Here is a 12,695-nt window from a genome sequence, read left to right on the forward strand (position 1 = left end):
GGCTTGTAGCGTTATGGTAGCCACGAATTTCGGGCTTCGTATTTTTACTGAATGACCAGCAGCTTTACGCCTTACTTTCTGCGCTTTGGAGGGCTGCTGGTGCTACTGTTATGGGCTGCGGTAGGGCAGGGGCAGGTTCGATCGGATGCACCCCCTAGTACCCGGCGCTGCACATGGGTGCGCCTCACGCCTGGTCACGACACCACGGATTTCGCCCTTAAGGATACGCTAACAATTGTACCAGCCTCGGTAAGCGTGGAGGGCCGGTCAGTGGGTTACGATCGGCAACGTGACCTTTACCGGTTCATACGCCCTAGTACACGCTTTCCGAGCCCAGATCCGGGGCAGCCGGATTTGGTGCTGCCGGGTGGGGCTGACTCTATTTTAGTCTGCTACCGCGTACTGCCGTTGCAACTCTCGGCGGAGCGCTATCTGCGGCCCCGTCGCCTGATGGACAGTGTAGAATTCTGGCGGCGACCGACATTTGGCACCGAGGATTTCGCCGTGAAAGAGCAGATTCTGAGCACGCCGGGCATCAACAAAACGGGTAACCTCTCGCGGGGCGTTTCCTTCGGCAACGCACAAAACGTGTTCGTAAACTCCTCGCTGAACCTACAGCTGGAAGGTCAGTTAACTGATCAGATCAATTTAACGGCTGCCATTTCGGACCAGAATGTGCCGTTTCAGCCCGAAGGCAACACGCAACAGCTGCAGGAATTCGACCGGATTTATATTACCCTCACGCATCCGCGCTGGAACCTCACCGCCGGCGACGTAGTGCTGCGCAACAAGCCCGACTACTTTCTGCGGTTCTATAAAAACATCCAGGGGGCAGCAGTAGAAACGAATTTCGGGCAGCTGCCAGTTGGTGGGTTTGGAGGGGGTAGCGGGCCCGGCGTTAGTAATCCGCAGCTGTTTCAGTACCCCAATGCGACGGGCACCAGCACGGGCACTTTCATAACCGTGCCTCCCACGGTGCCCCCACCCGCCGGCACAGGCGCGGTGCAAAATACTACCCCTGCTGGCAGCACCAACCCCAACGGTATCAGTCCGAACGGCGTGGGACCCAACGGCGTCAGCCAAACAGTAACTACTAGCCCTGCCAGCGCGGCAAAGTCCAGTGGCCCGCAGCGGTTCTCTACTACTTCAGTGGCGGCGGGAGTAGCCAAGGGAAAATTTGCCAGCATCGATATTCAACCGCTGGAAAACGTGCAGGGGCCGTACCGTCTGCGCGGGCCGAACGGGGAGCAGTTCATCATTGTACTAGCCAACTCCGAGCGGGTGTACCTGGATGGGCGATTGATGGTGCGCGGCTTTGATTTTGATTACGTCATCGACTACAACCAGGCCGAGCTGACGTTTTCGCCTAGGCACCTGATTACCTCCAACTCGCGCATCAAGGTTGATTTTGAGTATTCTGACTTCAACTATGCCCGCTCCCTGCTGCAGGCCAGCCACTACCAGCAGCTAGGCCGCCTGCAGGTGCACGCCAACTTCTACCGCGAGTCCGATAACCCCGATAACTCACCCAACCTGACCCTCGATGACTCCGCCCGGGCTGTGCTTCGCCGCATCGGTGATAACGTGAGTCGGGCCGTTACCTCAGGCGTAGACTCCGTGGCCTATGACCGCCAGCAGGTGCAGTACCGCCGCGAAGTACAGCTCGACCCCGTTACGCAACTACCGGTACCCGTATTTGTGTATCCGCCCACCGATACTACTCGGGGCGTGTATAACGTGCGCTTTACCAGCGTGGGCGCGGGCCAGGGCAGCTATCAACTCAGCACCGATGACCCGGGCGCCAATGGGCGGGTCTACAAATTTGTTGGGCAAAACCGCGGCGACTATTCTCCCATCCGGATTTTGCCCACGCCCCTGCAAAAGCAGCTCATGACAGTGGGCACTAGCTACCGACTTGATTCGACTGCCACGGTGTTCGTGGACCTAGCCGCTTCCAACCTGGATCTGAACCGCTTTTCGCCTGAATCGGCTGAGGGGCGGGCTATGCGGATCGGGTATGTGGTGCAAGACCGTCCGGTAAATCTGCCGGGCCTGAAGGGCTATAAGCTACGCAGTGCCCTCGATTACGAATACACTAGCCGCCGTTTCGCACCCATTGACCGCTACCGCGACATTGAGTTCGACCGCAACTGGAGCACGTCGAACACGCTCATCACCAACAACCAGCAGCCGCGCGAAGAGAATATTCTGAATGCGGCAGTGGGCGTGGTGAAAGATGCCGACAATGCCATCGGCTACCGCCTAAGCCGGCGCTACCGGGCCGGCGAGGTAAGCGGAGTGCAGCATTGGGTAGATGTGGCCCAGCAGGTAGGCGCCGTGCAGATGCGCGGTAACCTATTTGTGCTGACTTCTGAAGCCGGGCGGCGCCAGTCGCGGTGGGCGCGGGGCGAGGCGACAGCGCGCTACGTGGGCGCTCCCGTAATTCCGGGCTACGCCTACCGCTTCGATAAAAACCGGGTGGCGCTACCCTCCGGCGACTCGCTAACCTCCGCGAATTACTATGATGAACACGCCGTGTTTGTGCAAAGCCAGGACTCGGCCCGTACTCGCTTCCGCCTCGACTACAGCTACCGCCGCGACCAAACCGTAGCGCCCGACCAAACAAACCTGCGGGAGCGTGGCCGCGCCCAAACCTGGCAGGGCACCCTAGCCTCCCGCATCAGCCAAACCCAGGACTTGGCCATTCTGGCTACCTACCGCGACCTGGCTGCGCTGGACTCGGCGCGGCAACGCACGGTGCTGGGCAAGCTCGACTGGAACGCCAGCTTCCTTCAAAATACGCTTCGCTCGGAGCTGAGCTATGCCATAGCCACCGGGCGGGAGCTGAAGCGCGACTACACCTTTCTGGCGGTGCCCAATGGCCAAGGTACCCACTACTTTCAGGACCTGAACAACGACGGACGGCAGGAGAAGAACGAGTTTTTTGAGGCCCAAACGTCCGATGCGCAGTATCGGACCCACATCAAGGTGTTCCTGCCTACTGATGACTATATCCCGGCTTTCACCAACCGCTTCAGCTACCGCCTAACCACCACCGCCCCGCGTGGGTGGCGCGAGTTGCCGGGCGTGCGCGGTTTCATAGGGCGATTTTCCACCCTGAGCACCGTTACGCTAGACCGCAAAACCACCGACAATACGCTTTCATCACGCCTGAACCCATTTGCTTTTCAAACCGCTGATTCCCTGCTCCTGAGCCTGAACAAGCTGCTGCGCAATACTCTGTATTTCAATCGGTCGAACCCAATTTTTGGAGCCGAGTTTACCGTGCAGCAAACCCAGCAAAAAGTGCTGCTCACGCAGGGCTCCGATACGCGTAACCTGGCCAGCCAGAGCCTGCTGCTACGCCGGACGCTGGCGCAGTCGTTTACGGGCCGGTTTATCACTACCCGCAGCATCCGCGAAAACCTCTCGAACTACTTAGAGAATCGCAATTTTCGGGTGCTACAATACGAGCTGGCTCCGGAAATTAGCTATCAGCCTACCAGTGTGCTGCGCCTTACGGGCATGTACCTGCACACCTCTAAGCAAAATACCGCCGGCCCCGACGAGAATACCAGTGGTACCTTTAATGAGCTAGGGCTGGAGACTCGGGTAAGCCAGGTGGGCAAGCGCACCCTTTCGGCCACTACGCGCTATGTGCGCGTTGGCTTCGAGGGCGACCAGGGTTCCTTGGTGGGGCTGGAAATCCTGAATGCGCTGCGCCCAGGCAGCAACTTCACCTGGAACCTGAACCTAGAGCAGCGCCTCAGCAACGGCCTTAACATTACGCTAGCCTACGATGGGCGCAAACCCAACGGGCTGAGCTCCGTGCATACCGGCCGCATGCAGGTATCGGTGCTGTTTTAGCCTGTAGTAGAGAGTAGATCTGTACTACCTTCGTCGTTCCTGAAAACCGATAGAATAACGAGGTATGAATATGCTTAGCGGTAAATCATCGGTGCCAACGTATCCGTTCGAGCCGGAATCCGCCACCGGGAGCAAGTTGTTTTCAATAGTACCTCTGGCGGGTGGGCTGCCGTACGAAGCTGATGTGCTGCTACCCCACCGAAAGGCGTACTACCTGCTGGTGTTTGTGCGGCACGCCCCCGGCCGGCACTGGGTAGATGCAGTACCTTACGTGCGCAAAAGCAATGCCCTGTACTTCACTGACCCCAGCCAGGTATTGGTAAAGGAGGAGCCCGTGCCCGCTTGGGTTACGCGCCTGACGTTTACGCCCGAGTTCCTGGCTCTGCCGCACAACGCGGTTCTGCGGGAGTTGCCGCTGGTCCAGAACCCGTACAATGGGCACGAACTGGTGCTAACCGAGGCCGATCAGGAGTTCGTGGACGACTTGCTGACAAAGCTTGAGGCCGAATACCAGCGCCCCAGTGAGTGGCAGCTTCGCATGCTCAGCGCCTACTTAACCGTACTACTCACCCACCTGAGCCGGCGGTACACCGAGCAATTTGCGGGCGAAGAGCGAGCTGCCGACCGCCACGTGCTGAAAACCTATCTGGCCAGCATTGAGGAACACTTTCGGGAAGTGCACGAGGTAGGCGCCTACGCCGCGCTACTGCACTTATCGGCGGGGCACCTGAGCGAGGTAGTGAAAGCACAAAGCGGTAAGCCTGCCATCAAGCATGTGCACGAGCGACTGGTGCTGGAAGCCAAGCGCCTGCTGTTTTACACGCCGCAGTCGCTCAAGGAAATTGCCTTCGACCTGGGTTTTTCGGAGGCTTCTTACTTCAATCGCTTCTTCAAGCGGGAAACTGGCCTAACGCCGGCCGAGTTTCGCGCCACCATCCGCGAAATGTACCAGTAATACCGCGGAATGGGTCCCGTGGGCGCCACATGGGCCCGCTAGTTTTGTGCCGTTCATCATTTGTAACTCCTTCATCATGAAGACAGCACTCATTACGGGCGCCAACAAAAGCATTGGGTACGAAGCCGCCCGGCAACTCATCCAGCAGGGCTACTACGTATATGTAGGTAGCCGCAACCTAGCCAACGGGCAGCAGGCTGTTGCCCAACTTAATGCCGAAGGGCTTACCCACGCGGAGCCCATCCAGCTGGATGTTACGGACCGCACCTCCATTGCTGCCGCCCGCCAGGCAATAGGCCAAAAAACAGCGGTACTAGATGTGCTTATCAACAACGCAGGCATACTAGGGGGCATGTCCCAGCCAGCCCTGATTACTAGCATCGATATAATCCGGGAGGTGTTCGATACCAACGTGTTCGGGGTAATTGAGGTGACGCAGGCCTTCATCGACTTGCTGCAGCAGTCGTCCGCGCCCCGCATTGTGAACGTTACCTCGGGCCTGGGTTCTCTCACCTTACACAACGATCCTTCCTGGAAATACTACGCCGTGAAAGGAGCCGCCTACCAGCCTTCTAAGGCAGCCTTGAATGCGTATACCATTATGCTGGCCTACGAGCTACGCGACACGCCCTTCAAAGTGAATGCCGTAGACCCGGGCTACACCGCTACTGACTTTAATCACCACCATGGGCCCGGTAGCGTAGCCGATGCGGCCGCTCGCCTGGTGAAGGCCGCCACCCTCGGCCCAGATGGTCCTACCAGTCAGTTTTTCAGCGACGACAACGCCCCGGAAACCGGTATTAGCCCTTGGTAAGTAGAAAGCTCAGCCACAAGAGGCCGGCCGAGAATTCCTGCCTATTGGCGGAATAACCAGCCGGTCTCTTGTGGCTATATTTCAACCTGGCCTTTCTACTTGGCTTCTACCAACCGCCGCACCGCCGGCACTACTGCCAGCTCGGTTTGCCCGGCCGGTGCTTTTGCGGCATCCAGTTGCTTGAGGGCGTTGGCTTGCCAAGTAGGGCTAGGGGCCTGGTTTTTTTCCAGCATGGCAAGCCGCTCAATCCCGAGGGCTGCAATGGTTTTTAGGTTAGTAGAGTGTGGTGCGTATTCTTTCAGGCTGGCACTTTGCTGCAAGAGCGGCTGAAGGAGGGCGTCGTTGTTTTGCCACCGGCGCAACTCTGTGTTAAGATAGCTAAGCAATACCCGGCTCGGAGTGCCTTTAAACCGGTCGGTGGCGGGAGCATTGCGCAAGTATTCTAGCAGTCCATCCACAGCCACGCTAAACTCACGCGCTTCTTCCGACTCAGCGGGTGCCGCATCAACCAAGCGGTTGAGGGGGGTAGCGGTAGTGTACTTGAAGCCCTGGAAATGGCGCTTATATTCCTTCACCGGCTCTAGCACGCGCGCCAGCGTACGCAGCGGTAACACCGCAGCAGGTTGGCCGGCAAGAGCGGTCAGAAGTTTCTCGGGGGCTTGGCGGTGTTGCAGACCTAGTGTTTCCAGCTGTTTGCTCACGAGGGCTAGGCGCCGATACATATCGGGTACGTCGCGCACGGTTTGGGCGCTCCAGAGGCGCTCGGCCACGGCGGCAGCCCGTGGCCAAATGCGGGAATCAACCATGACAGAATCCGCAAACTCGCTCCACATGGTGGCCTCTCCGCCCAAAATTAGCTTTTGCTGCTCTGGGGTTAGGGGCGCATCCTGGGGTAGTGGATCGGGGGCGTAATGAGAAGCCGCGGTTAAGTTCAGGTCGATGTAATAGCCGTTGGAGAGCAGCGCGGGATGGCCCAGTTTGGCCGCTTCGTACAGGCCCTTCTTGCCCCGCCAGCTCTGGATAACGGCATCTTTCGGCAAATCCGGACCTAGTATTTCGTCCCAGCCAATCATCGTTTTCTGGTAGCGAACCAGCATGTCCAGCACCCGGCGGTTAAAATAGGTTTGCAGCGCGTGCTTATCAGGTTGGCCTTTGTCAGTTACAAAGCCTTTCTCTTTCATGAAAGCCGCAATGCGTGGGTTTCGCTTCCACTGCCGCCCATCGTTTTCGTCGCCCCCAATGTGAAAGTACGGGTCCGGAAACAGGCGCGTCATCTCGCCCAGCAAGGAATCAATTAAGGTGTAGGTAGTTTCCTTGGTGGGGTCCATAGCGATGTTGAGTACGCCCCATTTGTGCGCTACGCCATACACTGAGTCGTTGGAGGCTAGGCGGGGGTATGCAGCTAACCAGGCAGTGGCGTGACCCGGCATATCGAACTCCGGAACTACGCGAATGCCGCGCCGGCTTGCGTACCGAATCACATCACGCACTTGGGCCTGGGTGTAGAACTGACCTTCGCCGCCTACAGTATGCAGGCGCGGAAACAGTTTGGTTTCAACCCGAAAGCCCTGGTCATCGGAGAGGTGCCAGTGCAACACGTTGAACTTAGTGGCCCACATGCCATCCAGATTGCGCTTGATAACTGACACGGGCATGAAGTGGCGGGCCGGGTCCAGGAGCAGCCCGCGCCACGGAAACCGCGGCGAGTCCAGCACATCCACTTCGGGCAACCACACAGCTTTTTTCTCCGCCGTTGCTAGCTGCCGCAGCGTAGCCAACCCGCGCAAAATCCCGAGGTGCGTATTGGCGTTCAAGGCCACGCCCATGGGCGTTACGCGGAGCGTGTACGATTCGTCTTCGCCTAGCTTAAGCACATTACCCGGCCGGCCGTATTGGAGTACCAAGCTGGCGGTAGGCAGCGGCGAAATCCGGCGCCGTGAAGCCGTAGGGGCCGGACGGCCAGGGAGCAACGTCGGCAAAACAAGTCGTTCGACGGCCTCCGCCACGGCCGAGTCAGCTGAGAGAGACGCAGCGCTTTGCGTGGGCGTAAACACCTGCCACGACACGTCCGGCTTCACGGTAAACCGCCCTTGGCCCCAGTTGGCTTGGGTAGGTACGGGTAGTAAGGTGCGGGTATCGAGAGTAGGAGCCGCAAACGGGCTGAACAGGTTAAACAGGAATAGCAGCAGCAAGGAATGCATCGGCGGATGGGGCTAGGGAGCGGAACTAGGAACGAAGCAAGCCCCGCGCCAGATGCAGTTTATAGCTAAAATCTGAAAGAAAAAGGCTTTTCTAGGGAGGATAAAATGCTAAACTGCCAAGCAATGCTGCGGCTAGATCAGTCCCCGGGCCTTGAACTCAAGGTACTTGTTGATGGTGCTGACCGTCAGGTTTTGCGGAGCCGTCAGCAGCGAATGAATGCCGTAGCGGTTCAGCTCGCGTACAATCTGCCGCTTTTCCTGTGCGAATTTCTCGGCCACGGTTTGGTTGTACACATCCTGCACGGAGGCGGTTGGGCCTTCGAGGTAGGCTAGTAGCTCAGTATTTTCAAAGAATACGACCAGCAGCAAATGGTCTTTGGCCATGCGGCGCAGGTAGGGAAGCTGCCGCTGCATGCCATAGAGCGTCTCGAAATTGGTGAACAGGATCAGCAGGCTGCGTTGGCGGATATGCTTCCGGACGGAGATGTAGAGCCGCTCGTAGTCGGTTTCGAGGTACTTGGTTTTCTGGCGGTAGAGCACTTCCAGCAGCTTGCGCAGGTGCCCGCTACGGCGCTCGGCCGGCACCATGGCGCCGGGCTGGTGCGAAAACGTAAGAAGCCCAGCCTTATCATGCTTGAGCAGCGCAATATTACTGACTACTAGGGTCGCGTTGATGGCATAGTCGAGCAGACTCATGCCTTCGAAGGGCATCCGCATTACCCGGCCTTTATCAATCAGGCAGTACACCTGTTGGGCGCGCTCATCCTGATAGTGGTTGACCACTAAGGAGTCAGCCGCCTCGGGCGAAGTAGCGCGGCGGGCAGTGGCTTTCCAGTTGATGGCGCGCGGGTCGTCGCCCGCCACGTAGGGGCGTATTTGCTCAAACTCCATGCTCTGGCCCACGCGTCGGATGCGCTTCACGCCCACTTCCGTCAGGCGGTTATGAATAGCCAGCAACTCGTACTGGCGCATTTGCAGAAACGACGGATATACTGGCACCACGCGCTGCTCATCAAATCGGAAACGGCGCCTAACCAGTCCGAGCGGCGAGGCAGCGTACACATTCACGGCGCCAAACTCATACTCGCCGCGCTTGGTGGGCCGCAGCTGATAGCGAATTACACTGGTTTCAGCAGGTTTGATGCGCGTTTGGAACAGGACGTCGCGGCGCTGAAACTGATGCGGAATTTCATCAATGGTTTCGGTGCTGATAGGGAAAGGATAGCGGTTTTCGAGGTACAGCGCAATGTCATTATCGGAGCCGTTCGCCAGCTTATCACCCAATACGCGCCGTCCAAATACGCCACCCGTGCCGCGGGCAGCCCCATATAGCAGGGCGGTATCCAAAAGCACCAGTACCACGAGCACCGCAAGCGCCAATTGCACCGGAACCAGCCAGCCTGGCAGGAAAAAAGCCACCACCAACCCCACCACCAGGGCAGCAACAGTAAGGAAGAAGCGGCGCGTAAGAAAGAAGGACATTACAACGAGCTAAAAGGCAATAATCAAAAGCACTGCTGCTACGAACAGCATGTGGTTGGCTGTTTGCTAATAGGCCAAGATTAGCGCGGTACCTCTATCTGCTGCAAAATCTGCTTTACTACGTCATCGGGGGTAGCGCCTTCCATTTCGCGTTCAGGTGTGAGCTGAATCCGGTGGCGCAGCACCATGGGCATTAGGTATTGAATATCCTCGGGAGTCACAAAGTCGCGGCCGCGGAGGGCTGCCAGGGCTTTGGAACCGTTGAGCAAGGCCAGAGACGCCCGGGGCGAGGCCCCCAGGTAAAGGCCTTTATGAGCACGCGTCTGGCCTACCAAGCGGGCAATGTATTCCAGCAGTTTGGGCTCTACGTGCTGGCGGCGCACCTGCTCGCGCAGCACCTGCAAATCTTCTGACGATACCACAGCGCGTACTGCTTCCAGAGGCGTGCTACCGAGGCTAGTATGATGTCCCTGCAAAATGGCTATTTCTTCCTCTACGCTGGGGTAGCCAACGCTTAGCTTGAACAGAAACCGGTCGAGCTGAGCCTCGGGCAGGCGGTAGGTACCTTCCTGCTCAATTGGGTTTTGGGTGGCCAGCACCACAAAGGGCGTCGGCATGGGGTAGCGCGTGCCATCCTGCGTTACTTGCCGCTCCTCCATCACCTCAAACAGCGCCGACTGCGTTTTGGCTGGGGCCCGGTTAATCTCGTCAATCAGGACTACGCTAGCGAAAATAGGGCCGGGCCGAAACTCAAACTCCGATTTAGTAGGCCGGAAAACGGACGTGCCCAGCACATCAGACGGCATTAGGTCGGGCGTGAACTGCAGGCGGCTGAAGGGCACATCGAGGGTGCGAGCCAGCAGCTTGGCCGTGAGGGTTTTGGCTACTCCGGGCACGCCTTCCAGCAGCACGTGGCCATCAGCAAGCAGGGCTGTAAGCAGCAGCTCGGCTAGGGCCTGCTGGCCCACAATTACTTTGCTAAGCTCCTGCCGGATTGCCTCCGCGTGGCGGCTCAGATGGCTCAGGTCAGTACGCGACCTAAAGGAGGTTTCAACCATATCAGCACCTAGTGCCGGAGCCGATGAGGGCAATGCTGGATCAGGTGATGAAGTGAGATTATTTTCCATATTTGAAGCAATGCAAAACGAAGGAGTGAGGGTGATAATAATTACATTTAAGTAATTGAATAATTTATAAAAATATGTGTTTAATGATCTGATAAGGTGTTATTGAAATAGTTATAAAATGGTTTATTACAATTGCGTATATAAGTGCAATTTTTTATGCTGACTTTTCTCGGAAGGAATTAATGGCGCTAGTTAAGGCAAGTAAGTCAGTATCCGATACCTGAGGCGCGGTTCGTACTAGGTTCATGCGGCGCACCAACTGGTCGAGCTCAGCGCGGGAAACACCGGTTTTCTGGGCGAGTCTTTCCCGGAGTGCTTCATCGTTGAAGTCAAGACTTGGCTCGTGGTAGCGGGTGCGCACGTATTCTTCAAACAGCCCTATTTTCTTTTCCGCAATGAGGGCGTGGTTGGTGCCCTGCCGGTATAGGCCCGCTACGGTGCGCGTAAACAGCAGCGTAGTGTTGGGCAAGGGGTTCTGGATGGGGATAATGCGCTGCTGGCGCCGGGCTTCAACCAGCACAAACAGCAACCCGCCTAGCAGGCCTACTACCAGCGCCCACCGCAGCGCCTGGTGCTGTTTAAGCACGCGCAGTAACGATTGCTCGCCTAGGGGGCCTTGCTTCTGATACTCATCCCAAAATATAGTCCGGTTGGCGGGTAGCCACGATAAAGCCGCGAAAGCAAAGCCAGCCGTGGCAGGTTGCAGCAAAAGCAGGTTGCTAAAGGCGGCGGGGGTAGTGCTGAGTAGCATCCCGCCGCGGCCTACAGGCACCCACACCAGCACTGGGCGCTTGCGGGCATCATGGGCCAGCACAGTAGCTTTAGAGCCCGCCCGAGCCTTAAAATAAGCCGGTACTTCGCGCTCCGGGAAACGGTAGCGGCGGGCGGCGCCTTGTGGTGGGTTTACCAGCGTCAGGGAGGTAGTGCGGCTTCTGTTGGGGCTGCCTTCCAGGCGACGCATCAGCAAACTATCCAGATCCAGTATTGCTTCGATTTCCAAGTGCAGCGTATCAAGCAGCAGCTGCGAGATACTCTCGGCGGCGATAAACGCTTGGTTGCCCTGGGCTAGGTAGCGCAGCAGGGCATCCTGGTCGAGGCGGGAGCATCGGAATGCGTCATCAACAAACAGATACGTGGCCGCATCATGACGAAGGGCTGGGCCCGAGGCTGTAAGTGTGGTGTCGCGGTTGGCATCGGTACCGAGGGTAGGCAGCAGCTGATTGGCGATGGGCCGCCGCGTGGCTTCAATCTGTTGCCCCGGAAACAACGTTGGCAACTGGTCATACAGCACGTAGGTGCCATACGGAATCTTGTCGCGGTTGATAAAGGTGCGGCTCCAGTTAGTAGGCTGGGGGCGGAAATATTCCACAGCCACAAACGCTACGAACAGCACGCTCAGGCCTACCAAAAAAGCACGAAAACGGGTCATGGCAGAGAGCATGCTTACGCCGCAGTGCGGGAAAGTTGACGAATAAACTCCTGACGGGCATCGCGCAGGGCGGGGTACTCTGCCTCCGATATCCCTAGCTCGCCGTACCACACAAACTCAAACTGATGCGTCAGGGCCCGAAAAGAGGCTGACCAGGGTGTGCCGCTCAACTCGCGCAGGTACTCGTGGTTGGTTTTGTTGGGCTGCCACTGAATCAGGTTGCGCTCAGTGAGTTCACGCAGCGTTAGCAGATAGCCCAACCGAACCGCCAGGCGGTAGTTGCCGGCTGCTTCAGCCTGAGCTATAGCCGCGTCGAAATCAACTCCGTGGATGTCCTCAGCGGCCGCATCATAGGGCAGCGGCACCGTACGGCTGCCTCGCCGCCGGAACAGGCCCGTCAGGTCGAGGCGCAATAGCCGTAGCAGCACATACAGGAAAGCGCCACCAAACAAGGCGTATACCACGTAGCGCCCGCCGTTCTCGTAGCGCGGCCCCGAAAATAAGCCCAGAATCCAGCGGCCCACTTGCTTCCAGAAGCGTGTCCAGAGGCTGTTGTCGGCTTCCTGGGCTTCGGGCTCGGCATACTGAAATTCCGGCTGGCGGCTCAGCTCCCGCAGCCGAGCGGTTTGGGGTGCGCGTAGCTTTCCGGCCGGCCGAGTATCAGCGGGCAGGGGGATAAACCGGGTTTGAGGTGAGGCAGGGGCTAGCGAATCAGAGGGAGCCAGCAGAGGCGGGCGGGATGGGGCCGGCGTTTGAGCCAGGCTGCTAAGGCCGGCGAGCATACCAACCACCAGCAAAACCCGCCAGCTGCTACCCCGCC

Annotated in this window: 8 protein-coding genes; 3 read left to right on the forward strand and 5 right to left on the reverse strand. The window is 58.0% G+C overall.

The features are described from left to right. Window positions 1-51 precede the first annotated feature (51 nt). From ACYVHC_RS13180 to ACYVHC_RS13190, 3 genes are all read left to right on the forward strand, one after another. Complete coding sequence (locus ACYVHC_RS13180) at window positions 52-3,867, forward strand: hypothetical protein (RefSeq protein WP_460614190.1); 3,816 nt, start codon at window positions 52-54, stop codon at window positions 3,865-3,867. Window positions 3,868-3,931: 64 nt separating this feature from the next. After that, window positions 3,932-4,822, forward strand: a complete 891-nt coding sequence (locus ACYVHC_RS13185) for an AraC family transcriptional regulator (RefSeq protein WP_460614191.1) — start codon at window positions 3,932-3,934, stop codon at window positions 4,820-4,822. Window positions 4,823-4,898: 76 nt separating this feature from the next. Next, window positions 4,899-5,636 carry an SDR family oxidoreductase gene (locus ACYVHC_RS13190; protein ID WP_460614192.1) on the forward strand — a complete coding sequence of 246 codons (738 nt, stop codon included), beginning with the start codon at window positions 4,899-4,901 and terminating at the stop codon, window positions 5,634-5,636. Between the two features lie 95 nt (window positions 5,637-5,731). On the opposite strand, the gene ACYVHC_RS13195 is transcribed toward ACYVHC_RS13190, so the two are convergent. The 5 genes from ACYVHC_RS13195 to ACYVHC_RS13215 form a co-directional block, all read right to left on the reverse strand. Continuing rightward, entirely contained in the window at window positions 5,732-7,837 is a 2,106-nt protein-coding gene (locus ACYVHC_RS13195) for a beta-N-acetylhexosaminidase (RefSeq protein ID WP_460614193.1), read from the reverse strand. A 132-nt stretch (window positions 7,838-7,969) separates the two neighbouring features. Then, the gene (locus ACYVHC_RS13200; RefSeq protein WP_460614194.1) at window positions 7,970-9,319 is read right to left on the reverse strand and encodes a DUF58 domain-containing protein; all 1,350 of its coding nucleotides are present in this window, start codon (window positions 9,317-9,319) and stop codon (window positions 7,970-7,972) included. An 80-nt stretch (window positions 9,320-9,399) separates the two neighbouring features. Next, window positions 9,400-10,377 (reverse strand): AAA family ATPase, encoded by a 978-nt coding sequence (locus ACYVHC_RS13205; protein WP_460614317.1) that lies wholly within the window; start codon window positions 10,375-10,377, stop codon window positions 9,400-9,402. A gap of 223 nt (window positions 10,378-10,600) precedes the next feature. Next, window positions 10,601-11,875 (reverse strand): DUF4350 domain-containing protein, encoded by a 1,275-nt coding sequence (locus ACYVHC_RS13210; RefSeq protein WP_460614195.1) that lies wholly within the window; start codon window positions 11,873-11,875, stop codon window positions 10,601-10,603. Window positions 11,876-11,889: 14 nt separating this feature from the next. Then, window positions 11,890-12,657 (reverse strand): DUF4129 domain-containing protein, encoded by a 768-nt coding sequence (locus tag ACYVHC_RS13215; protein WP_460614196.1) that lies wholly within the window; start codon window positions 12,655-12,657, stop codon window positions 11,890-11,892. Window positions 12,658-12,695: the final 38 nt, after the last annotated feature.

This window comes from Hymenobacter seoulensis, assembly GCF_054780535.1.

Bases quoted from the DNA above. Each gene is read 5' to 3' on its own strand.
- ACYVHC_RS13180 (WP_460614190.1), top strand. From the start codon at position 52: ATGACCAGCAGCTTTACGCCTTACTTTCTGCGCTTTGGAGGGCTGCTG.
- ACYVHC_RS13185 (WP_460614191.1), top strand. From the start codon at position 3,932: ATGAATATGCTTAGCGGTAAATCATCGGTGCCAACGTATCCGTTCGAG.
- ACYVHC_RS13190 (WP_460614192.1), top strand. From the start codon at position 4,899: ATGAAGACAGCACTCATTACGGGCGCCAACAAAAGCATTGGGTACGAA.
- ACYVHC_RS13195 (WP_460614193.1), bottom strand. From the start codon at position 7,837: ATGCATTCCTTGCTGCTGCTATTCCTGTTTAACCTGTTCAGCCCGTTT.
- ACYVHC_RS13200 (WP_460614194.1), bottom strand. From the start codon at position 9,319: ATGTCCTTCTTTCTTACGCGCCGCTTCTTCCTTACTGTTGCTGCCCTG.
- ACYVHC_RS13205 (WP_460614317.1), bottom strand. From the start codon at position 10,377: ATGGTTGAAACCTCCTTTAGGTCGCGTACTGACCTGAGCCATCTGAGC.
- ACYVHC_RS13210 (WP_460614195.1), bottom strand. From the start codon at position 11,875: ATGACCCGTTTTCGTGCTTTTTTGGTAGGCCTGAGCGTGCTGTTCGTA.
- ACYVHC_RS13215 (WP_460614196.1), bottom strand. From the start codon at position 12,657: ATGCTCGCCGGCCTTAGCAGCCTGGCTCAAACGCCGGCCCCATCCCGC.